The sequence below is a fragment of the Acinetobacter legionensis genome, assembly GCF_048552295.1.
Lineage (GTDB): Bacteria > Pseudomonadota > Gammaproteobacteria > Pseudomonadales > Moraxellaceae > Acinetobacter.
Genome location: NZ_JBIMCW010000023.1, coordinates 1 through 21,501, shown reverse-complemented (window position 1 = coordinate 21,501; position 21,501 = coordinate 1). Strand labels below are relative to the sequence as shown.

The following is a 21,501-nucleotide window of genomic DNA, read 5'->3' as shown; positions in this document are numbered from 1 at the left end:
AAGAAAATCTCTATTCTTTTGTCTAATTTGTTTGACAGGTTGACTATAAAACCAATCTAAACACGCTAAGCTTTATCCACTATGAAGCAACCTGTTTTACACACAGAAATAATTTAAATATCAACCTCAAGCAAATAAGTTTTAGCGTTCACTAAAAGCATTTTTCTTACACTTATTGACCATTTGGCATATAAATTGCTCTTTGTAATGCATGGATGGCAAAGTCATAAAGGTTTTAAGATGAATACTGAAATTAAAAAAATTCAACCTGAAGATGAAGTTTTAAGTGCAGGAAAGAACCTAACATTTGGTTTACAACATGTACTCACCATGTATGGTGGTCTGATTGCAGCACCTTTGGTTGTAGGCACGGCGATCGGTTTAAATGCAGCTGAAATTGCCTTATTAATTACGGCATCTATTCTTGTGGGTGGTTTGGCAACATTACTACAAACGCTTGGAATAAAGTGGTTTGGTGCAAAACTCCCAATTGTACAAGGCACTTCATTTGCTGCTGTCGCAAGCATGATCGCGATTGGTACAACTGGGGGCAATATCCAAACGATTTTTGGTGCTGTGATTGTCAGTTCTATTTTCGGGATATTGATTACCCCCTTTTTCTCAAAAATAGTGCGTTTCTTTCCACCGATTGTGACGGGTTCAATTATTACTATTATTGGGATTTCACTTTTACCTGTTGCAATCCGCTGGATTATGGGCGGTAATCCTAAAGCTCCCGAATGGGGCTCACTGGAAAATATTGGGATTGCAGCCTTTACCCTCGGTATACTACTTGTGGTGAGCCGCTTTGGTTCAGCTACAATGGCGCGACTAGGCGTACTCATTTCAATTATTGTTGGTGCAATTTTTACCATCCTGCTTGGTGTTGCCGACTTTTCAAAAGTGAGCGATGGTGATTTATTTGCTTTTCCACACCTATTTGCTTTTGGTCTACCCAGCTTTGAAATGTCCGCTATCTTAACCATGTGTATCGTGACCATTGTGATCCTTACTGAAACAACAGCCAGCCTATTAGCGATTGGTGAAATTGTTGATACAAAAATGGATAGTCATCGTTTGGCAGATGGTTTAAGAGCCGACATGCTATCTTCTGCGATTGCGCCATTATTTGGTTCATTTATGCAATGTGCTTTTGTTCAAAACGTGGGACTGGTTGCCATTTCAGGTGTGAAAAGTCGTTTTGTAGTAGCAACGGGTGGCGCTATTTTAGTTGTGCTGGGTTTATTACCGATTTTTGGACGCTTAATTGCTGCGATTCCGATGCCTGTTTTAGGTGGAGCAGGTATTGTTTTATTTGGTAGCGTTGCAGCAAGCGGTATTCGTACATTGTCTAAAGTGGATTATCAAACCCAATCCAATCTCATCATCGTTGCTGTGTCGATCTGTGTCGGCTTAATTCCTTTAATCAGCCCTGATTTCTTTCATGCCTTTCCCAAAGTATTTCAAACTTTATTTCATTCAGGAATAAGCGCGACGTGTATAGCAGCAGTATTACTCAATATTTTCTTTAATCACCTTTCATTTGGTAAAAAACCTGTTCGATCTTCGGTAAAAAATGTACAAACGGCCATACATTGAGATAAAAAAAGCAGAGCTTTAATAAAAGCTCTGCTTTTTTACTTACCATGCTCTATTTAACCGCCAAGAAAAGCAAATGACTGGATGCTTCTCTTAAAACCATTATTTTGTGGTTGGCATATGCTTTTTAATAAAGGCAACCAATTCAGGATTTTTTTCAACAATCGCTTGAGTATGGCTGGCATCTTTCACAGGTAAGAACGTTACATCTGTACCCATATCTTTTAAACGTTGTTGCAATCCTTCCGTCACAGGATAAGGCACTGCCATATCAGCAGTCCCCTGGATAATCATCACAGGACTATTAATTTTTTTGGTTGCAGGTTGGTTCTCAGCTAAGAATTTTTTTACTGTCGGATTTTCTTGGAAATTATCGACCAATCCAGGATAGTCTAAAACAGTTTTTCCGCCATTCTTAACAATATAATCACGGATATCATCGGCAAATTTATTATGCAATTCATCTAGACATAAGCCATTTTCACCTGTGGAACCTTCCGCAAATTCTGCAATATTTTTTGAACGATCTTTAAAAACTTCTCGATAATTAAACTTAGGCTCATAAGCGGTCACACCAACTGTGGTATAAGCAGCGTATGCCAATAATTCTGCATAAACTTCAACAGCAGTCCCTACTGGAGCTGTTCCAGCTTGTTCCTTTTGAAGAATATCTCGAATTGCTTGTGGCGCAACGACAGAAATAATATAACCCAAACTTGAGGCAGGTGCGCCTGCGACAGCACCTTTATAATTGGCATCACTATTGGAAAGCTCAGCAGTTCCTAAAGAACCATGCCCACCCTGCGATTGCCCGACAGACATCCATTGACCATTGATCTGATTACCATAGCGCTCTTTATATGCTTTCACTGCATAAATCGCTGAGTTAGCCTCACTCTTTAGATTTAAATACGGATGCATACCTGGTGTACCCAAGCCTTCATAATCTGGAGCAATAATCACATAACCTTCATTTAACAGGCTTTGCGCCATATTTTTAAATCGTGGGTTAAATTTATTTCTACTTGGGGCACAACTATCACCAACGCCCACCGTGCCATGCTCCCAAACCACAACTTTCCAACCATCTGCAGGTCGTGTTGTTTTGGGGATGAAAACCATCGCTGTGGCTTTCTTGGTTTCACCAAGTACATTTGGCATATTATAAGTCATGACTTTGACCGATGTAGCCTCATTGATTACATCAGAATTATATGTATTTTCAGATACATAATCCTTATTTGAACCCCAATTATTCCAGTTATTATCATCATCATTACATGCAGTCAATAATAATGCTGAACCGCAAGTAATAGCTAATAGTGTCCGTTTAAATCCTACTTTCATTAAAAAGTCCTCAGTTTTTATTGTTTGAACAGCTCCCTGTTCACCACTAATTAAGCATAAAAAAAAGCATCTTGCTAGAATGCTTTTAACTAAATAGTAAAATAATAGATAAATATAGATTGTAATCTTAAATTTAAATTCAAAAAATCAAATTAATGCAATAAAAATTCCCATAAAGATGATTAAACCAACCCAACGATTGTGCCTAAATGCCCAAAAGCATAATTGTGGATCACGATCTTTAGTTTTTGACCATTGATAAATGAAATCAGCAACAACCAATAATAATGTAATCAAGCCAAACGGAATCAATATATTTTCTAAATATAATGCCGAACCAATCAACAATACACTGGTCAATTGCAACAAAGAGATGATTTCAATATCATATTTTCCAAAAAGAATAGCTGTTGATTTGACCCCAATTTTTAAATCATATTCACGGTCTGTAATTGCATATTGAGTATCGTAAGCCACTGTCCATGCTAAATTCCCAAAATAAAGCAACCAACAGGTCCAATCTAAGGGTTTTCCCATTGCAGTAAATGACATCGGAATCCCCCAAGAAAATGCCATTCCTAACACCACTTGCGGTAAATGGGTATAACGCTTCATAAATGGATAAATAAATGCAAGCACTAATCCTGCAAGTGCGCAATAAAAAGTCGCAATCGGTAAGAAGAATAATGTACAGGCACTCGCTGCAACCAAGCCAATAAAGACCCAAATTGCTTCTTTAGCAGAGATGACTCCAGTTGCGAGTGGACGATGTTTAGTCCGCTCTACATGGGAATCTACTTTACGATCAGCAAAATCATTGATTGCACAACCCGCAGCACGCATAAAGATGGTTCCCAAGACCATTGCAACCAGCGTTACAATATCTGGAATTCCATCTGCAGCAATCCATAATGCCCACATGGTGGGCCACAAAACCAATTCTGTTCCAACGGGTTTATCAAAGCGACATAGATAATAATAAGCTTCTAACCGTTGTCGCCAAGTGGTTTGTTGCGCTATCGACATGACAGTCCTTAAATACTCTATTTTGAAATATTCTGTTGATGTAAAAATTGCTCAAAAGCAGGCAAAAAAGTTTCTTGAACAATAAATTTACAACCATGCCAAGTATAACAACTTTGCCGCGTCCAACCTTCTTCTAATTTTAAAACACGGCGTTCACATAACGGATTGGTACGTTGAAATAAATATTTTCCGATTGGCTGCGTTCGGATGTGCTTAAACAAACGTGCTTTGCCATGGATACTTAAAATGGGAAATATACTTTTTGCCTTGACCCAAGGTTGTTCATCACAACCAAATAAATAACTTTCACGCACCCAGGAGGTGTGTTGATGCGACATTAGCATCCATTGACTATCTAACAAGGTCATTCTTTGATAATGCTCATGAATCGGTTGAACTTTAAATCGCCCACCTGCTGCCTCAGTCAATTGTTGAGTCAGCGAACCTTGTGCATACAACCATGCTTTTAATTCAGGAGGAAATTTCTTATCCCGTATTGTGCATGATTGTTTCAATGTTCAGCCCTTCAATTTTTGGATGACTCAGTGTAACTTAATTTTTTTAATTTGTTTGACTTGATCTTGCAATTATTCAAAACTAGCTGAAAAATCCATCAAGTTAAATATAAATAAGCTTTCTCTTAGGTCTAAAATTTAGCCAATCCTCAATACTCAATTACGTTCAAGCATCCTTAAATGCTTATATCACTATTTTGATTTGTATGACTTTCTGCTACATTTTAGCTTTAAAATTAATCGAATGTATTTTAGGGCCCCTCATAATGAATATAAAAACAGCACTCCAACTCACTATTTTATGCGCTCCTTCAACATATTGTTTTGCGCTTAACTTATCCAACGCCCCCATTCAACAAGTCACCCTGTATCCCACACTGGCAAAAATCGAACGAAGTTTTCCAGTACAAGCAGGAGAACAACTCATTACACTAAATGGGCTTGCAGCAAACTTCAATATAGACCAATTGCAATATCAAAGTAGCAATATTGAAGTCAATGCTGTGTCTCATACAGATAGTGCAATTGATAAACCTGCAGGAAATGAATCTGCTCAATTACGTCACCACATTGAAAGCATAAAAAAACAGATTTCTGAACAAAACTCGATTATTCAAGCTGCTGAATTACAAAATAAGTTCTTAGAAAATGTCATTAAAGGTTCCGCGCCAAAAGTCCGTAAACAGGCTTACGAGGCTTTTATTGCCATTGACCAAGCCAAGGCCGAGAAAGAAAAATTACAACAACGCTTACAAGAGCTTGAACAGGATCTAAATGCCATTGGAGATAGTGAGTTTAATCAGCGAACACTAAAATTTTATGTCAATGCCCCACAACGGGGTGAAATTAAAATTAGCTATATGGTTCCTTATGCACGCTGGCAGCCGATCTATAAAGCTGAGTTAAACACCCAAACCAAGCAAATCAAGCTGACACGTATGGCAATGATTGCTCAAAAAACTGGTGAAGACTGGAACAATGTTAAATTGGCATTATCCACAGCAACCCCACAAAACTATATTCAACAAGTTCAACCCCAACAATGGTGGGTAAACTATTATGAACCAGAACCAGTACGACCAATTTATCCAGCACCCGCACCTATTGCAATGGCTGAAATGAGTTATGATAGAAAGTCCACTGCCGCAGTAAAAAAATCGCCCCCTCAATTTCCACAGTTTCAAACGGCTGATTTAAATTTTAGTACTGAATTTCGTTCAGAAACCAAAGCATCCATTCCAAGCAGCCAACAACAAATCTATTTACCTTTAAGTACTGAACAATATCCGGCTAAACTTTCAGTTTGGGCGATTCCAAAACAGAGTACTCAAGCCACAATTAATGCTGAAATTTCAAAACTTGATCAAAATTGGCCTTCTGGAATTGTAAAACTATATCGTGATGGCGACTATATTGGGCAAAGAGCTTGGAGCAATAGCGCAGATGAAGCACTTCAAATGAGCTTTGGTACAGATGATCAAATTCAAGTTAAAGTCACTGATTTAACCGACAAAAAAAATCCAGTCAAAGGTACTCAATCTGAAACCATACGAAAACAGCAATATTCAGTACAGAACCTGCATAACTATCCAATTCAGGTTACGATTTTTGAACCTGAACCACAAAGCCAGAACGGTAAACTCAGCACTCAATCGACCTATAATATTCCACCGACTGCAACACAATGGAACGGACAACCCAATATCAACCAATGGCAAATTGATTTAAATCCGAAACAGATTTATAAATTAGATATTCAACATCAATTTAAATATCCAAGCAAAGGGAGAACTTCAGGGTTTTAACTTTCGGTTTTTATACAAAATTTAGCCCAGTGATTACTGGGCTTTAATTTGGTCACGTAAATATCATTAATTTTGACATTTATTAGAGATAATCGCCTTCTCTTTCTGGCTGATACAATATTTTTTCAATTTTTACTTTCATCAAATGACCATCTGGCTGTGGCCATTCGATTTCCTGCCCTTCTGCCAATCCAAGAATTGCAGTACCTACAGGTGCAACAACATTGACCTGCCCTGTCTCACCACGAAAATCATGTGGATAAACCAAAGTAATTTCGGTTGCTTCCGTCGATGGTGCAATGGTGATTAAGACTTTTGCATTCATGGTTACTACATTTGGAGGCATATCTTGAGGCGCAACCACATCTGCTCGCGCCAATTCCTCTTCTAAATGTTGCATCGTCACAGTCAACTTCGACTGATGTTCCAACATCGTTTCTAAGCGATGTAAATCTTGTTCTGAAATAATAATATTTGGTTTACTAGCCATGTGCCTAATTCCTTCGATCTTTCACATCATTTGGGTATAGCAGCGATGTTTATAATGGGTCTGTTGACATTTTATAAATAAATTAAGCCACAAGCCGTAAACTACAGCATGCAACCTATATGTCGGAAACATGAAACGAAGTATCAATAAACTCCCATAATCTACTTCTTTTATAACAGATATTTACTTCGATGTTTAAGCTTATTGAACAACCATAAAAAAAGCCCCCTTGAGAGGAGGCCTTCTCAAGTTAATGCTTATTTAGCATAAACGGGGAATTTTGCACAAACCGTTTCAACTTTTGCTTTAACCGCATTGATCACAGCTTCATCACCTTTTGCATCGAGGATATCCGCAATCCAAACCGCCAAGTCGCGAACTTCCGCTTCACCAAAACCACGTGTTGTTACTGCTGGCGTACCGATACGGATACCTGAAGTAACAAATGGAGAACGTGGATCATTTGGTACAGCATTTTTGTTTACAGTAATATGAGCAGCGCCTAACCAAGCATCAGCATCTTTACCTGTCACATCTTGCTTAATTAAAGACAACAAGAATAAATGGTTTTCTGTACCACCAGATACAACATCATAACCACGTGAAATCAATACTTCAGCCATTGCTTTAGCATTTACAACCACTTGTTTTTGATATTCTTTGTATTCAGGCATCATTGCTTCTTTAAAGCAAATTGCTTTTGCTGCTATAGCATGAACCAATGGACCACCTTGGTTACCAGGGAATACAGCAGATTGAAGTTTTTTCTCAATTTCTTCGTTTGCTTTTGCAAGGATTAAACCAGAACGAGGGCCGCGCAAAGTTTTATGCGTAGTTGTCGTTGTTACATCAGCAATTTGCACTGGGCTTGGATACACACCTGCTGCAACTAGACCAGCAACGTGAGCCATATCTACAAATAAATATGCACCAACTTTATCCGCAATTTCGCGGAAACGTTGCCAATCTACAATTTGGCTATATGCAGAGAAACCCGCAACAATCATACGAGGTTTATGCTCTACTGCTAAACGTTCAACTTCTTCGTAATCAATTTCACCCGTTTCTGTATTTAAACCATATTGAACAGCATTATATGATTTACCAGAGAAGTTGACTTTAGCACCATGGGTCAAATGACCACCATGTGCCAAGCTCATACCTAAAACAGTATCACCTGGGTTGAGTAAAGCAAGATAAACTGCTGAGTTTGCTTGAGAACCTGCGTGTGGCTGAACATTTGCATAGTCAGCACCAAATAATGCTTTAGCACGATCGATCGCCAATTGTTCGATCACATCAACATATTCACAACCGCCATAATAGCGCTTGCCAGGATAACCTTCCGCATATTTGTTAGTGAGTTTTGACCCTTGTGCTTCCATAACAGCTGGTGAGCAATAGTTTTCAGATGCGATTAACTCAATATGAGCTTCTTGACGGGCATCTTCTTGAGTGATTGCTTGAGCAATTTCTGGATCAAATTCAGAAATAGAGATATTGGCGAACATTAGCGAGGTCCTATGAATTAGGGCTTTTAAGCCGTGCTAAGATTGCGCGTATTGTAGCATGAAGTTTGTAATTAAACAGAATGAAGTTTACTCCGTTTTAAATAAAAATGGCTCATGTTGAAAACATAAGCCATTTGCTAAAACCTACAATTTAAAATAGTTATTGTGCTGCAAACATTCCTTTTACATCAGCCACAATATTATCGATATTTAAGGCATAAGCTGTACTATGATCCCAAGCAGGATTGGTAATATAATTCACAGGTGTTGCCAGTGCTTTAGCTGTACCATATAAGGTATCTGTTGCCGCTTGAGGTACAGTGGTATCGGCTCCACCTTGGTAGATAATTACAGGCGTTTTGACTTGAACTTGTAAAGGTTGAGAATCTTTATTCAAGAAAGTTTGAACCACAGGTAGGGACATAAATGTATCTGTTTTTCTTGGATAATTTTTCAATGACCCATTGATTGCAACATACTGTCCCATTGCTCCCCCGAACTTATCGCCTAGTTGAGAAGAACAAACAGATTCTGCTTGTTTAGCAATCGCATCAGTCGGCACTTTAAAGACTTGGCTATAGTCTAAAGTTGGGTTTGCATTACGTAAGCCTGCCGCGATCAGAGCGGTAAACGTATCTAAAGATGCATAAACTGGAATCTGTTTATCAGGCGTTGCATTTGCCACGCTAGATTCTCCAGCATTTAGGATCAAATTCAGTTGTGACGCAGGTGCGACAGCAACCGTACCTTTATAATCTAAGCTTGCACGATCTGCGTATTGTGCAGCCCCCAAAGCAGCTTGACCACCTTGCGAGTGTCCAACAGTCACCCATTGTTTCGATGCTTTGTTACCTAACCAATTACGGGTTGCAACCACAGCATCTGTAATTGAATAAGCTTCACTTTTTACATTTAAGAATGGATGGAGTTCAGTTCCACTCGGCTCGCCTAAACCTTCATAGTCTGGTGCAACAACCACATAGCCTTCCGCAAGGAATTTAGAAATCATTCCTTTAATATAAACATTTGTCTCATTACGGCTTGGCGCACATATATCAGCGACACCGGTTGTACCATGCGCCCAAACCACAATTGGCCAACCTGAAGCTGGTGGCGCAGTTTTAGGAGTAAATACCAATGACGTTGCTTGTACTTCTGTGCCCTTCACTCCCTTCATCTTATACGTCATCACCACACTATCTGCAGCAACAGCAGTAAAATCAGTCTTGCTATATGCTGTAGGTGTGCCAACAACAGGATTTGTAATGTTATTTACATCAGTATTTGACGGCGATTCATATGAACCTCCCCCACTACCACCATTCTTACATGCTGTTAAAACCAGTCCAGAACTTAAAATTAAAACCGTTAATAATTTTTTTTTCATGTGAGTTATCCTTAAAACACAATTTTTTAAAATTAATTTATACGAGCTTAAGCGTATAATTATTTTATCAATACGTCAAAAAAATATGTTAAGCAAGTTTTTTAATCCCGATTTTAAACATTGATTCAATATCATAAAGACCTGTAGCTCTTCAGCACTTAAATAAAGCCAAACAACTTTCTTATCAATTAATGTAAATACTACAGTTGGGAAGTGTTACATGACACACAAAAACTAAAACATAAAATAGAATACAACTTTGATTTCCCCCTAATTATTTGTATTTTTCACCTTATTCCCATAGCCCCCCTTGATAGATAAAAAAATGATCATGTTGGGTGAAGACTTTTGGTATTGAAAATTTCTTCTCATTTTAAGAGAAAGCTAGGATGAGGGGATTTTTATATTGATTTATAGTTTTAAAAAAGCTTTATCAAAGAAGCCTAATGCATTTAAGACAATTAAATTTGAATATTTTTCCGACTGCATGTATTTAAAAACCATAATTGAATAGGATTTAAGCAAAATCCAATGTTGATCTCGAAATTTATATGACTTTAAATTGTATTTAGGGCCTAAAAAAGCTAGTTTAAGGAAGCTTTCCATTTATATATTGGTTGGGGAACAAAGGCATGCAAGCAATCATTTTAGATACTGAGACTCATACACTCAATGGCTTACCCATTGAAATTGCTTATGCGCCGATTCAAATTCAAGAAGGGAAATTGAGTCTAGATCGTGAACAAATGTTCGATCAGCTTTACAGTATTGGAAATGAAAAGATTTCTTTCGGCTCAATGGCTGTTCATCATATATTAGAATCAGATCTTACGAATCAACCAAATTTTTCCTGTTTTGAACTTCCTCAACAAACCCTTTACATCATTGGGCACAATATTGACTATGATATTCGCGCAATCCAACAATGTGGCGTAGATACAGCTCATATCAAAGCCATTTGTACACTTGCGCTTGCTCGTCTTGTTTGGCCTGATGCTGAAGCACACAATATATCAGCACTGATCTATATGATAAGTAAAGGCAGCGAAAAAGCACGTGAAATGTTAAAAGGTGCGCATCGTGCTGATGCAGATATTATTTTAACTGCAAACATCCTTATGCATATTATTTATCAATTGAAAATTCAAACAATTGAAGAATTATATGAAGCTTCAGAAGATGCACGTATCCCACGTAGTATTAACTTTGGAAAGCACCGTGGTACCGCTATTTCAGAATTACCTAAAGACTATGTACAATGGTTACTTCGTCAAGATGAGCTTGATCCATATTTACGCAAGGCTTTAGAGAATGCAAACATAGTCACACTTTAAGCTTGTGATTTGTAACAAGAAAGTCATATTAGTGTAATTTTCATTCTTTATTCTAGGGTCAATTTATTGGGGAATAATTTGACTCATGGATCACTATTTTAAAACTGACTTGGGAATTCAGGCATTAAAAAACCGCTCATTTCAACTCACTGCTCGCCAAAGACAGTTACTACTTCTGATTGGCACTGATGATTTTAAAATTTTAAAGAGTCCACTCAAACAAAGACTCGCAACACCAGAACTTATTCAGCAACTTGAAGAGTTAGGTTTAATTTTTCAGAATCATGCTGATCATTCATCTGAAATGAAGACAAAAATAACGCCTGAATCATTCAAGATAGAACACTTACATCATTTAAATCAATGCACTAACCTTACTCCCCTACCTTTCCCAAAAGAAGTTGATAAATTAAAAAGTATTATCACTCAAAATCTGAATGAAAATACAAAATCAGCAGATTCACATACCACTACGCATGCTACCAACACAGTAATATCTGAAGAAGAAACACATGTTGAATCTACATCTGAGCTCATTTATATAAATTTTGATGACATCAAGCAAAAAATGTCTACCCTTCTACAAACTCATTGTGGACTGATGACAAAACAGTTGGTAATACAAATACAACAGGCCAAATCCATTCGAGATATTAAATTTTGCCAAATGCAATGGATTACCGCGCTTCAAGAAAGTCGAATTTCGCCACATGAATTAAACCTAACTATGCAACAGATCAATTATTCCTTACAACACCTACAATCATCTTAAAGCAATCATAAATATTGATTTCAATTTTACCCCTTAGAATGACAAATTTAGTGCTTTTAGCGTCATTCTAAGTCTTTTATCCAGTTTGGTATTTGGTTTTTTATATTGCGCTAATGATACCCAAAATAAGCTAGAGACAATGACAAATTTTAATAAATTAAAGAGTATGCTCAGTTTAGTAAGCATGGGGATATTATTTCTAATCAGCTCAACTAGAAATTTTTTTGTTATGATTTTAAACAACTTCCAAAGATTCATATCTATTTACAAAATCAAATTGTCTGTTTTACAAGCATTCTGTAGAATCAAAAGCCAACCTATTATTTAAAATAATTAGACAATTATGACGCAATATCTTACAAAATCGACAAATCAAACAGCTTTAGAACTTTCAAATTTTTATCCAACTTTTGAACAATGTTTAACGGCTGTATCCAATATTAAATATCAAAAAGATCTACGCATCAAAAATGATCCTATTTCTTTTCAACATATATTGGTCGAAAGCTATTATCTTGGGACGCTTAAAGATAAGTTAAAAATTGAAAAAAATGCAATTCAACATGCCAACCAAAATCGTTTGGCTTTGTATCACCTTGTTGCTGTGGTACTTAATCATTTTAAAACTGCTTAATTAATTTTATCCGACTATTAAAAACGATGACAAATAAAAACGTGTTAAGCTTCCAGCCAACACGTTTTTTAATTCATGGTCAAAATTAACTCACTTGTTCAATAATACGATATATGCTGTCACTTTCCTTGCTTTCAAAAAGCAATTCAATACTGGGTAGTATTTTTTCACCATCCACAATGATGTGATCAATTTTTTGGAACAAAGATAAATTTTCTGTGTCTTCATGCTCTTGTAGCTTGTTTAACCAAGCCATTGCATTCAGCTCATTGCTATATTGATCCTTGACCCTTACTGTAATCATTTCAGTCATTTTTGTGTCCTCTTTTTTATGTACTGTTTTCTTATACCATGACATCACGCAATAATTATTTTGAAGTTGTTAGATTTTATGGCAATGTTAAAAAATAGCTACATTATAGTTTTTTATATCTATAAATCAATAAATTACTTTAAATACTTTGTGTAAATACAACCAAATTCAATTATTTCATGACATTTCAAAAAGAAAAGCCCGCATTTCTGCGAGCTTTTTATGTTGGAAAGCTAGTGCTTATTTTTTATTTGAACTGGAGTCACAAATTCAATAAGCCGTCATTGATCTGTCCAACTACTTCGTAGCGTCTTAGCGACCTACTGTAATTTTAATATAGTCAGATGCATTTAGATCTGCAAGATGTAGCAACATTATTGAACGATATGACAGCAATTATTAAATTGAATATTTTTTTTATGAGTAGATAATAGGAAAGTTTGATTGATTATATCTATTGCGCGTTCAAACATGAAAAATCTAAATTACAATATTTCGTTAAAAAGGGTCTTATAAATTTGACCTACTAAATCGTCTATTCTGTTGATATTTTATCGATAATATTGTCTCTCATAAATCATTAAAAGCATCTATTTATAGCAGATTTCGTATATGGATTCTTATACTTAACAGCTATAGGATTTTTACAATGACTTCCCCCTCCACGTGATCTACACACTTTTTCTAAGCTTCCCTGCTGGTGCTATAATTCAATTAACTTTTTCAACATGTGGGATACTGTCTAGACTGTGTGTACTTTAAATTTTCAGTTATCTGAATACCAAAACCTTCCCTTTCAATGTGACCATTCTTTGAAAAGGAAATTCAGCTTTTCTGAGTAATCTGATTAAAATGCTAAGTCCTAATGCAATAAACATAACAAATATGATTAAAGCCTTATAATCGAGGATGTTCTTGATCATACGTGACCAAAATTTATCGAACATGATGCTGCTCATTCTAGCTGCAACTTTGTGGTTAAAGATATTTTTTATATTTGTAAATGATATTTTTATTTTATAAAAACTTGAGAATTAAAATAGCCTCTCAACTCATCAAAATACTTAAAAAAACATTGAGACTAATTAATTTTCATTTTTTAATAAAACTTTAATATTTAAACAATACTTTTATTATTAATTATTATGAATTTTTTCAATTTAAATATCGTCACAAGGCTATCACGACAATATTGAAGCAATAGCCAAGTCTATATTTTAAGCGAAATCTAATTCTTTTTCAAAAATTCTAAGTTCATGTCGCGCCATAGCTAAATTAGATTTTTGGCGATCTAATACTAAATATAAAAATAGACTACTGTTTCTATCAAGTGGTCTCAATAAGTGATACTGCTTTCCTAATGTAATTAAAATATCATCAATCGTGTCGCGTAAATTTAAAGCTTCTGCTGTTTTCATTTTAGCTCTTAAAACTTCAGTATTTCCAGCAGCGGCAAGTTCCAAATCAATTCCTGTTCCATGTGCTGCTAAAGATAAACCACTTGTACTATCTACAAGCGCTGCTGCTGTGAATCCGTCAATTTCTGTTAAAGCTGTTAAGTCAATTTTAGCCATTTATATGTGCCTTTTATTAAAAAGAGATAATATGAGCCACTTCTAAAGCACCCTCATGTTTAAAAAATACCACAAAATTATAATAAAATATTATTTTATTATAATAATTTGTAACTTTTTTTAATATAAACAAATAATTATCTCTATATTACTTCACAAGTGAAATATTTAACTCAACACAAAAATTTATTAATATGAATTTATATTCAATAAAAACAATGAATAGAAATATAAATAAAATACTTATTTATAGATCAATTTAAAACACCATAATTTAAAAACAATAAAACCCTTCAAATACAACGATTTGAAAATTAAATAAAATAAAAAATCAATGTTCCATAGACAATATATTTCCATATATACACCACTTATCAATATATTTATTATATTATTTTTCACCAATATATTAGACATGCCTTAAGATGAGCATTATCCTAACATTAAGAATAAAATTCTTAAAATATGGACTATACACAGTATTTAATTGTAAAAAGAATTAAGAACAAAAAGCTCTACAATTTTCTATCAACCGTAGTTTTTTATAATTTACAAGAAAGGATGTTATTTACAAGAGGGCTTGTTGATTTATTTAAAAAGTTATTAAGGTCAAAGCAACTATTAATTTTTGACAATGCTTTTGGCTATAAAGGAAAATCAATAGAACAGCAGAGTTTACTTACCCAAAACCCTATCAGGCTTTTGAATGCTTTTAAGCCTTGAATATTAGCTCATTTTTTATTAAGCCATTAACCAAATTTTATAAAATTCCTGAATATCTGACTCAAAAAACTCATCACAATCACTGTCATATACAAATGTTTTTTGTTCTAATAAATATTCAGCTTGATGTTCAATCAAATACTTTTTTAAAAAGTTTTTAAATTCATTGGCACGCTCAGGAAAAATATGCTCCCCATCATAAAAAATCATCACAATTACCTGTATAAAGCCGTAAAACACAGATACAGATTATACAAAAATGCATAAAATTTCAAATTAAATTTAAATACCATGACATAAATCACATTAATTTTATAGTTTTTATTGTTCAATTTTCTTCAGATGACTGAACTAAATTTATAATTTTTTAAACTAAGATATTGTTTAAATTATTTTTTCTCTTGATTCAAATATTGAGTTGATAATTTAAGGTGAATACTTTTCAAGTATAAAAGAATGGAAAGAACTAAATATCCAATACAAAAAACTCAAAATATTCCAATAATTATTATTTTACTGACTAGTTTTAGCTATCAATTGAGTAGCGTTGATTTTAGCGATATTAAAAAGATGAAACAAGTGTAGGGTGATTAAAATACAAACCAGTTGAAAAAGCTAACATGAAATTTGAAATAACAACCGAAGTTTTGATCCATGCACCCATTGATATTTTTTGGAAAACTCTTACAAATTTTGAAGATTATAAGAATTGGAATCCATTTATCCTAAACGTGTCTGGAGCGTTTCAAAAAGCTGGCAAGATCAAGCTAAGCATACAAAATAATGCAATAAACAAAATGTCTTTCAATATGATTGTGTTAGAAAAACAAGAAAACACAGAGGTCAGCTGGTGTTGAAATGTAGTCGTTAAAGGAGTATTTAATGTAGAACATAAATTTAGATTACAACAAATAAGCACGAATCAAACAAGGTTAATTCATAGTGAAGCCTTAAGTGGAGTTTTGTTAAAACCTTTCTTAAAGAACTTATAGACTAAAACCAAGCCGAATTTTGAACGAATCAATCATGCAATTAAAGTAAAATTAGAGAAACCATAGCACAAATCATTTAGAAAATTGACTTTAATCAGTAAAATATTAGCCCTTAATCGCATTATGCTTTGTATTATTTAAAATACGCCCCATCTAGCATTAAACTATAAAATCAATCGAAGGAATCCAAACAATTGGTATTTAAGGAGGATCATAGTGGAGATCAAGTTTGACCATTTAAGTAATGTCAGTAAGACCGAGATTATTGAATTAAACACAAATGATCGCGTCCTCAAACAAATGCCCTTAGCCAAAGGGACTATTTTTAATGAAGATCAATGTATTGCGTGGGTCAATGATAAAGAAAATCAGTGGACACAATACGGCTATGGCCCATGGGCATTTATTGTTGATGGCAAATTTGCAGGTTGGGGAGGATTACAATATGAGCATGGAGATGCTGACTTAGCTTTAGTTTTGCATCCTAATTATTGGGGAATTGGCAAACAAATTTTTGATAAAATAATAAATAAAGCATTTAACGAAATGGGTTTTGAATCAATCACAATTTTATTACCGCCAACACGGAAAAATTTAAAAGGGATCTACTCACTTGGATTTAAATTGGATGGTGAAGTCACCCTAAGCAATGAACATTTTATCAGGTATCGTCTATATAAAATGCCTGTCGTAAAAGTCGAGTAAGTATGATTCAAAAAAGTCTTCTGCGTGGTCATCTTACTGAGTTAAGCAAAATAACTGGATAAATATTCGAAATTCTCATCTTGCTTAGTTTCAACTATAGCTCCTCAATTTGAAAAAAATGAAGCGTGCTTGAACTAAAGTAATAGTAAGCAATGACGTACTTACTTGTTTAAAAAGTGTGGCCGTTTTAGTCCATGCTCACTGGTCAGCAATTCTCTACTTTAAGCGTTCTAAAAAATTCTCAGTATGAATTGTCATTAAACACTCACTTTACCCTGTCTTATAACACTAAGCTTTCAAAGTATGATTTTTAAGACCTTACGTATTTTACTTTATTGCCTTTTCTTTAGATAATAAAAATAGGTTTTCATTGAGATGAGCAAATCTTTCTGCCAACCATTCATGGGTATCATTGAGTGCTTGATTGTAAAAGTGATGACCAAATTCTTCTACGATGAAATCAAACAAAAACTGCGCTGGAAAATTTCCTAGATCCAAGTCTAGTTCCTTTAATACATACTTTTTCAACGAATAGATTAATTGTTCACGCGTAAAATCATCAAATGTAATTATTTGCTTTTTAGCCATAGTCTTTGATTCTGAAAATAATGAGAACACATTACAATACTAATTCAGTTTTTATTCAATATCATCGCGTCTTAAAATGACGTACATCTTGATTTTTCATATTTGTAAAGAGCCTCAATAGACCTATATAACCAGATTAAAAAATTTATACACTCAACTCTAAATAAGTGACGCCACAGTAAGCCTATTTTTAATTATCTTATTAGATAATAAACAAGAAAAGATATTCATTGATCCTAGACAAAATAAAATTGGGCTAGACATCATAAAACTTAATAATTGCTAGTTTTTAAACAGCTGATCATACTCCGCCTATTGAACATAAAACTGAAAATTCTCTTTTTATAAAAAATACTTCCCTTCAACAAATATAGCAAGTCTAACATTTATATTCACTATATATCACGAAATATGATTAGAGTGTTCTCTGTTGAAAGGCTGGATCTTCTTCTACAAAAAAAACCTCATCAGTGCCAATTAAAATCCACTGATAGGTTCCAAATATTCTGATTAATTCCTGATTGAAAGAATTGAATAGCCTAACTAAATTAAATGACTCATCATATTCACCTATATATTGTATAACTGGAAACTGTTGAAATTCTGCATACATTTTATGTACCGTTACTTTCTTAATCATTACTTTAACTCCTTAATAAATTGAAAGAAGTTTCATCCTTACAATTTATTCTTCACGCATTGAAACACCTAGTGCTATTTTTTTTGCACTCATCTTTCTTCAACTTTCTTTTGCTGTAGTTGAAGTGAATTAGCATGATTAGCGTCAGGTTGCTTATTCTGATCCTTATTTGACTGTTGCTGTGGCGCTTGAGATTGATGACCATTAGCATCAGGTTGTTTACCCTGATTGCTACTCACTTGCTTGTTAAATTTTGACATAGTGATATCTCTTTTTTACCATTCATATTAATGGTACATTTAACATGCACCTTTATGAACTGAATAGATAGTAGCGACATGTATCAAGGTATATTTAAAAATTAATATCATTGGTTTATATTTATTTTTACAATAAAAATTCATAAATATTGTTTAGACAATGTCCATTAAAAATGTGCCCCTAAAATAAATACTTTAGAAACAGATGTAGAATCCATTACTTATTTAAAAATCTGAATTCTAAGATAAACTTAATATTTTTAGTATTAGCCACTAAATTTATATTTCATTATATGCATAGATGACCATAACATAAATACAATAATTAATATTTTTAATAAATTAGTGTAGAAAATCTTAAATAAAATAATTTCATCAACATTATGATATAAAAATTTTGAAATTAAATGATATTTAATAATTATTTATATATGATATTTGGTATTATTTTAAATAAAATAGTCTATGCTGAAAGCTTCATAGACTCCTTTGATAGTCATGAAAAGTCAAATCTTAACTTATACACCTTTGCCGCAGATGTGGATGAGCCAATCAAAAAAGAGGAAATTAAATATAATATTGATCAACGTTTCAAAGAAATAGTAAAAGAGCTAGACCATTCATTTATGGCACATGCCGAACTAATTAAGGGAAAATGGGGGATTTATGCTAACCAACAAATTATAAAACCGTCTCAAGAAAAACAAACAAGATACTTACCGATCTCTATAAATAATCAATTAGATCAGGTCAGTTCTGGAACTTACTATCGAGCACACATATCACCTGCCTTTAGCTTCAAAAATCTACCAAAGCCGATTATAGAACCTAAAATTGGAATGCATTGCACCAAACCCAAAGCAAAAGTTAGTACTTTAAATCAATCTACAGACATAGGTAGCGTATGGAATGGTTTTTTAGAGGTTCTCGCTTTAAATACAATTTTGATTCACCTTGGAATTTAGCTTCAAAAATGACCTTGAGGGGAGAAAAACGATTTCTGCCTATGTATATACAGGATATCGAATTTCTCTTTTTGAATCGAAATCTAAATTTAACAACTGACTACAGTTATTTTGAACAAAATTATAAATGCAATAACTTCCATTGGGATATTCGACAACAAGCCCCTGTCTTGGACATTAATTTACCGTTTTTTAAGAGGAAATGATGATGAATAATGCTTTGAAAAAGATATTACTTGCCGCGGGAATTCTCGTCGCAGCAGAAGTTACCACTGCTTGTACACGTGTCGTATATTTAGGTGACAATGAAGTGATTACAGCACGTTCTATGGATTGGAAACAAGACGTAGGGACAGATTTATGGATTTTACCAAGTAATGTCAAACGTACAGGCTTAGCTGGTCCGAATTCTATTCAATGGACGGCTAAATATGGTAGCGTCGTTGCAACAGGTTATGATGTTGCCACAACAGATGGCATGAATGAAAAAGGTTTAGTGGCTAACTTACTTTGGTTAGTAGAATCTGATTATCCAGATACTAAGAAGAATAGCAAACCACCTCTGAGTATTTCTCTATGGGCTCAATATGTCTTAGACAACTATGCAACTGTAGACGAAGCAGTACATGCTTTAGAAAAGGAACCTTTTATAGTTGTTACAGATACTGTGCCAGGTGATACACGTTTAACGACTCTACATCTTTCTATATCGGATGCAACGGGTGATAGTGCAATTATTGAGTATATTGGCGGTAAACAAGTGATTCATCATAGCCGTAAATATCAAGTAATGACCAATTCCCCAACCTTTGATCAACAATTAGCGCTCAATAGCTATTGGCAGCAAATTGGCGGAACAATCATGTTACCCGGAACCAATCGTGCTTCAGATCGCTTTGCAAGAGCTTCATTTTATATCAATGCAATACCTAAAAAAGCGTCATCAGAACATTCTATCGCAAGTGTGTTTGGTGTGATCAGAAATGTCTCTGTTCCATTTGGATTAAATACCGCAGAAGAACCAAATATTTCTTCTACGCGTTGGCGTACTGTCGCTGACCATAAGAGAAATCTTTACTTTTTTGAATCTGCTGTATCACCAAATATTTTTTGGGTAGACTTAAAAGAGATTAACTTCAAAGATGGGCAAACCAAAAAACTGGCTTTAGGTAAAGACCAAGCAATAACCTATTCTGGAAAATCAAACTCTTATTTTAAAAGCTCAAAACCATTCCAGTTTTTAGGAATAAATTAACTTTAAGCAAAAGATAAATGCCTTTTATAAGTATTAATTTACATAAAGACTTCAAACAAAAGCCCTCTCAATGTGGGCTTTCATTAACAATTTACGGTCTAGCACGAAGTTTTGTAAGTTTCCTCTCACGTCAGGCTTCGTTTACCCATTTTACAGATCAAATTCCATGAAAAGTGTTGAATACTTGAGCTAAATTTATTAACGGCTAAGAATATAATGCTTTAAATATACTATTTTTAGTGGTCAAAAATTTCTGCCCAGGCCAAGCTTAACCCATCTATAAAATTCTATTCATCTTTAAAAATTACGTCTATGGGTGAATTAAATAATTTAGATATTTTAAAGGCCAAAGGTAAGCTAGGATCATAGCGCTCTTTTTCAATTGCATTAATTGTCTGGCGAGAAACTCCCAAATATTCTGCTAATTGTTGCTGAGACCAACCTTGCTGCGTTCTCAATTCAGATAAGATATTTTTCATCGATAACGCCAACTCCCAATTGCAATACCAACACCCCACAGCGTTGCCATTAAAGGCCATACCAAAAACATAGAAAGATGTGGAAAGCCAATATTTTCAAGAAATCCATAGCTAAATGTGATGAGTGCGGTACCCACAAATGCCAGCGCAAAAGCTTGTAATTGGATGTGTTGTTGCATTTCATCTAGGCGCGCTAATTGCCTGAGCACACTCCAGCCCACCAAAATACAGGGAATTATAGGCAATAATGTCACAAAAATTTGTGTTGAATAACGGATATTATCATTCTTTAAATAATTTAATGTACAGATAAGCACAACAATATAAAGCAGTATTGATGCGCTAAACTCAATCAGAGATCTATATTTTTTCATACGGTACTCATGTAAAGTAAACTTTACACAAATTTAGATCAAATAGCGCACTATGTAAAGCGTGCTTTACATATTATTTTTATTTTAACTTATACAGCAACCTCGAAATGCGCCTTCAATAGAGGTGGATCAGGAAATTTGAACAACACTTATAAGTGATATTTTGCTCCCCAAATGATGTTATAAACATCAATATATGGAGTATTTTATGGC

23 protein-coding genes are annotated in these 21,501 nt (G+C 34.4%); 9 read left to right on the top strand and 14 right to left on the bottom strand.

Features of this window, described 5'->3' with window-relative positions; translation table 11 throughout:
• Positions 1 to 240: 240 nt before the first annotated feature.
• Entirely contained in the window at positions 241 to 1,599 is a 1,359-nt protein-coding gene (locus tag ACG916_RS16310) for a nucleobase:cation symporter-2 family protein (RefSeq protein WP_336953861.1), read from the top strand.
• A 102-nt stretch (positions 1,600 to 1,701) separates the two neighbouring features.
• Here ACG916_RS16310 and ACG916_RS16305 read toward each other — a convergent pair whose 3' ends face one another.
• The 3 genes from ACG916_RS16305 to ACG916_RS16295 all read right to left on the bottom strand — a co-directional run bounded on the left by ACG916_RS16305 (position 1,702) and on the right by ACG916_RS16295 (position 4,487).
• On the bottom strand, positions 1,702 to 2,946 hold the full coding sequence (locus tag ACG916_RS16305; RefSeq protein WP_419328641.1) for an alpha/beta hydrolase family protein: 1,245 nt from the start codon (positions 2,944 to 2,946) through the stop codon (positions 1,702 to 1,704).
• 147 nt (positions 2,947 to 3,093) lie between these two features.
• Positions 3,094 to 3,972, bottom strand: coding sequence for a 4-hydroxybenzoate octaprenyltransferase (gene ubiA / locus ACG916_RS16300; RefSeq protein ID WP_419328639.1), 879 nt, complete (start codon positions 3,970 to 3,972; stop codon positions 3,094 to 3,096).
• Positions 3,973 to 3,989: 17 nt separating this feature from the next.
• Positions 3,990 to 4,487 (bottom strand): chorismate--pyruvate lyase family protein, encoded by a 498-nt coding sequence (locus ACG916_RS16295; protein ID WP_336953864.1) that lies wholly within the window; start codon positions 4,485 to 4,487, stop codon positions 3,990 to 3,992.
• 266 nt (positions 4,488 to 4,753) lie between these two features.
• Here ACG916_RS16295 and ACG916_RS16290 point away from each other — a divergent pair, with 266 nt between their 5' ends.
• On the top strand, positions 4,754 to 6,292 hold the full coding sequence (locus tag ACG916_RS16290) for a DUF4139 domain-containing protein (RefSeq protein WP_419328638.1): 1,539 nt from the start codon (positions 4,754 to 4,756) through the stop codon (positions 6,290 to 6,292).
• Positions 6,293 to 6,374: 82 nt separating this feature from the next.
• Here the strand turns inward: ACG916_RS16290 and rnk are convergent, their stop codons facing one another.
• The 3 genes from rnk to ACG916_RS16275 form a co-directional block, all read right to left on the bottom strand.
• Positions 6,375 to 6,782 carry a nucleoside diphosphate kinase regulator gene (rnk, locus tag ACG916_RS16285; RefSeq protein ID WP_234622805.1) on the bottom strand — a complete coding sequence of 136 codons (408 nt, stop codon included), beginning with the start codon at positions 6,780 to 6,782 and terminating at the stop codon, positions 6,375 to 6,377.
• A 257-nt stretch (positions 6,783 to 7,039) separates the two neighbouring features.
• Positions 7,040 to 8,293 (bottom strand): serine hydroxymethyltransferase, encoded by a 1,254-nt coding sequence (gene glyA, locus ACG916_RS16280; RefSeq protein ID WP_419328636.1) that lies wholly within the window; start codon positions 8,291 to 8,293, stop codon positions 7,040 to 7,042.
• A 160-nt stretch (positions 8,294 to 8,453) separates the two neighbouring features.
• Positions 8,454 to 9,680, bottom strand: coding sequence for an alpha/beta hydrolase family protein (locus ACG916_RS16275; protein WP_419328635.1), 1,227 nt, complete (start codon positions 9,678 to 9,680; stop codon positions 8,454 to 8,456).
• A 632-nt stretch (positions 9,681 to 10,312) separates the two neighbouring features.
• Between ACG916_RS16275 and ACG916_RS16270 the strand changes: the two genes are divergently transcribed.
• From ACG916_RS16270 to ACG916_RS16260, 3 genes are all read left to right on the top strand, one after another.
• A complete protein-coding gene (locus ACG916_RS16270; protein WP_336953867.1) occupies positions 10,313 to 11,014 on the top strand; it encodes a 3'-5' exonuclease in 702 nt (233 codons plus the stop codon).
• 85 nt (positions 11,015 to 11,099) lie between these two features.
• Entirely contained in the window at positions 11,100 to 11,786 is a 687-nt protein-coding gene (locus tag ACG916_RS16265) for a hypothetical protein (RefSeq protein ID WP_336953868.1), read from the top strand.
• Positions 11,787 to 12,129: 343 nt separating this feature from the next.
• Entirely contained in the window at positions 12,130 to 12,420 is a 291-nt protein-coding gene (locus ACG916_RS16260; protein ID WP_419328634.1) for a hypothetical protein, read from the top strand.
• Positions 12,421 to 12,505: 85 nt separating this feature from the next.
• Here the strand turns inward: ACG916_RS16260 and ACG916_RS16255 are convergent, their stop codons facing one another.
• The 3 genes from ACG916_RS16255 to ACG916_RS16245 all read right to left on the bottom strand — a co-directional run bounded on the left by ACG916_RS16255 (position 12,506) and on the right by ACG916_RS16245 (position 15,240).
• Positions 12,506 to 12,733 carry a hypothetical protein gene (locus tag ACG916_RS16255; RefSeq protein ID WP_336953870.1) on the bottom strand — a complete coding sequence of 76 codons (228 nt, stop codon included), beginning with the start codon at positions 12,731 to 12,733 and terminating at the stop codon, positions 12,506 to 12,508.
• Between the two features lie 1,217 nt (positions 12,734 to 13,950).
• Positions 13,951 to 14,307 carry a roadblock/LC7 domain-containing protein gene (locus ACG916_RS16250; protein WP_336953871.1) on the bottom strand — a complete coding sequence of 119 codons (357 nt, stop codon included), beginning with the start codon at positions 14,305 to 14,307 and terminating at the stop codon, positions 13,951 to 13,953.
• Between the two features lie 741 nt (positions 14,308 to 15,048).
• Entirely contained in the window at positions 15,049 to 15,240 is a 192-nt protein-coding gene (locus ACG916_RS16245; protein WP_336953872.1) for a hypothetical protein, read from the bottom strand.
• A 410-nt stretch (positions 15,241 to 15,650) separates the two neighbouring features.
• Here ACG916_RS16245 and ACG916_RS16240 point away from each other — a divergent pair, with 410 nt between their 5' ends.
• Both ACG916_RS16240 and ACG916_RS16235 read left to right on the top strand, forming a co-directional pair.
• Entirely contained in the window at positions 15,651 to 15,887 is a 237-nt protein-coding gene (locus ACG916_RS16240; RefSeq protein WP_336953873.1) for a hypothetical protein, read from the top strand.
• Between the two features lie 351 nt (positions 15,888 to 16,238).
• Positions 16,239 to 16,727: a GNAT family N-acetyltransferase gene (locus ACG916_RS16235; protein ID WP_419328632.1), complete on the top strand. Its 489-nt coding sequence runs from the start codon at positions 16,239 to 16,241 to the stop codon at positions 16,725 to 16,727.
• Positions 16,728 to 17,054: 327 nt separating this feature from the next.
• On the opposite strand, the gene ACG916_RS16230 is transcribed toward ACG916_RS16235, so the two are convergent.
• The 3 genes from ACG916_RS16230 to ACG916_RS16220 all read right to left on the bottom strand — a co-directional run bounded on the left by ACG916_RS16230 (position 17,055) and on the right by ACG916_RS16220 (position 18,215).
• The gene (locus ACG916_RS16230; protein ID WP_419330612.1) at positions 17,055 to 17,315 is read right to left on the bottom strand and encodes a DUF2164 domain-containing protein; all 261 of its coding nucleotides are present in this window, start codon (positions 17,313 to 17,315) and stop codon (positions 17,055 to 17,057) included.
• Between the two features lie 415 nt (positions 17,316 to 17,730).
• Positions 17,731 to 17,955 carry a hypothetical protein gene (locus tag ACG916_RS16225; protein WP_419328630.1) on the bottom strand — a complete coding sequence of 75 codons (225 nt, stop codon included), beginning with the start codon at positions 17,953 to 17,955 and terminating at the stop codon, positions 17,731 to 17,733.
• An 89-nt stretch (positions 17,956 to 18,044) separates the two neighbouring features.
• Positions 18,045 to 18,215, bottom strand: a complete 171-nt coding sequence (locus ACG916_RS16220) for a hypothetical protein (RefSeq protein WP_336953877.1) — start codon at positions 18,213 to 18,215, stop codon at positions 18,045 to 18,047.
• Between the two features lie 407 nt (positions 18,216 to 18,622).
• On the opposite strand from ACG916_RS16220, the gene ACG916_RS16215 reads away from it, so the two are divergent.
• Both ACG916_RS16215 and ACG916_RS16210 read left to right on the top strand, forming a co-directional pair.
• Positions 18,623 to 19,180, top strand: a complete 558-nt coding sequence (locus ACG916_RS16215) for a hypothetical protein (protein WP_419328629.1) — start codon at positions 18,623 to 18,625, stop codon at positions 19,178 to 19,180.
• A gap of 208 nt (positions 19,181 to 19,388) precedes the next feature.
• Positions 19,389 to 20,435 (top strand): linear amide C-N hydrolase, encoded by a 1,047-nt coding sequence (locus ACG916_RS16210; RefSeq protein WP_336953879.1) that lies wholly within the window; start codon positions 19,389 to 19,391, stop codon positions 20,433 to 20,435.
• Between the two features lie 287 nt (positions 20,436 to 20,722).
• Here ACG916_RS16210 and ACG916_RS16205 read toward each other — a convergent pair whose 3' ends face one another.
• Entirely contained in the window at positions 20,723 to 20,914 is a 192-nt protein-coding gene (locus tag ACG916_RS16205) for a helix-turn-helix transcriptional regulator (protein ID WP_336953880.1), read from the bottom strand.
• Positions 20,911 to 21,288, bottom strand: coding sequence for a hypothetical protein (locus ACG916_RS16200; protein ID WP_336953881.1), 378 nt, complete (start codon positions 21,286 to 21,288; stop codon positions 20,911 to 20,913). Before ACG916_RS16200 ends, ACG916_RS16205 begins: the two co-directional genes overlap by 4 nt.
• Between the last annotated feature and the right edge of the window lie 213 nt (positions 21,289 to 21,501).

What these genes read in the sequence shown, in the direction of transcription:
- ACG916_RS16215 (WP_419328629.1), top strand. Translation starts at nt 18,623, where the DNA reads ATGATATTTAATAATTATTTATATATGATATTTGGTATTATTTTAAAT.
- ACG916_RS16310 (WP_336953861.1), top strand. Translation starts at nt 241, where the DNA reads ATGAATACTGAAATTAAAAAAATTCAACCTGAAGATGAAGTTTTAAGT.
- ACG916_RS16275 (WP_419328635.1), bottom strand. Translation starts at nt 9,680, where the DNA reads ATGAAAAAAAAATTATTAACGGTTTTAATTTTAAGTTCTGGACTGGTT.
- ACG916_RS16270 (WP_336953867.1), top strand. Translation starts at nt 10,313, where the DNA reads ATGCAAGCAATCATTTTAGATACTGAGACTCATACACTCAATGGCTTA.
- ACG916_RS16260 (WP_419328634.1), top strand. Translation starts at nt 12,130, where the DNA reads ATGACGCAATATCTTACAAAATCGACAAATCAAACAGCTTTAGAACTT.
- ACG916_RS16305 (WP_419328641.1), bottom strand. Translation starts at nt 2,946, where the DNA reads ATGAAAGTAGGATTTAAACGGACACTATTAGCTATTACTTGCGGTTCA.
- ACG916_RS16225 (WP_419328630.1), bottom strand. Translation starts at nt 17,955, where the DNA reads ATGATTAAGAAAGTAACGGTACATAAAATGTATGCAGAATTTCAACAG.
- ACG916_RS16250 (WP_336953871.1), bottom strand. Translation starts at nt 14,307, where the DNA reads ATGGCTAAAATTGACTTAACAGCTTTAACAGAAATTGACGGATTCACA.
- ACG916_RS16210 (WP_336953879.1), top strand. Translation starts at nt 19,389, where the DNA reads ATGAATAATGCTTTGAAAAAGATATTACTTGCCGCGGGAATTCTCGTC.
- ACG916_RS16200 (WP_336953881.1), bottom strand. Translation starts at nt 21,288, where the DNA reads ATGAAAAAATATAGATCTCTGATTGAGTTTAGCGCATCAATACTGCTT.
- ACG916_RS16255 (WP_336953870.1), bottom strand. Translation starts at nt 12,733, where the DNA reads ATGACTGAAATGATTACAGTAAGGGTCAAGGATCAATATAGCAATGAG.
- ACG916_RS16290 (WP_419328638.1), top strand. Translation starts at nt 4,754, where the DNA reads ATGAATATAAAAACAGCACTCCAACTCACTATTTTATGCGCTCCTTCA.
- ACG916_RS16265 (WP_336953868.1), top strand. Translation starts at nt 11,100, where the DNA reads ATGGATCACTATTTTAAAACTGACTTGGGAATTCAGGCATTAAAAAAC.
- ACG916_RS16230 (WP_419330612.1), bottom strand. Translation starts at nt 17,315, where the DNA reads ATGGCTAAAAAGCAAATAATTACATTTGATGATTTTACGCGTGAACAA.
- ubiA (WP_419328639.1), bottom strand. Translation starts at nt 3,972, where the DNA reads ATGTCGATAGCGCAACAAACCACTTGGCGACAACGGTTAGAAGCTTAT.
- ACG916_RS16220 (WP_336953877.1), bottom strand. Translation starts at nt 18,215, where the DNA reads ATGTCAAAATTTAACAAGCAAGTGAGTAGCAATCAGGGTAAACAACCT.
- ACG916_RS16205 (WP_336953880.1), bottom strand. Translation starts at nt 20,914, where the DNA reads ATGAAAAATATCTTATCTGAATTGAGAACGCAGCAAGGTTGGTCTCAG.
- ACG916_RS16240 (WP_336953873.1), top strand. Translation starts at nt 15,651, where the DNA reads ATGAAATTTGAAATAACAACCGAAGTTTTGATCCATGCACCCATTGAT.
- ACG916_RS16245 (WP_336953872.1), bottom strand. Translation starts at nt 15,240, where the DNA reads ATGATTTTTTATGATGGGGAGCATATTTTTCCTGAGCGTGCCAATGAA.
- glyA (WP_419328636.1), bottom strand. Translation starts at nt 8,293, where the DNA reads ATGTTCGCCAATATCTCTATTTCTGAATTTGATCCAGAAATTGCTCAA.
- rnk (WP_234622805.1), bottom strand. Translation starts at nt 6,782, where the DNA reads ATGGCTAGTAAACCAAATATTATTATTTCAGAACAAGATTTACATCGC.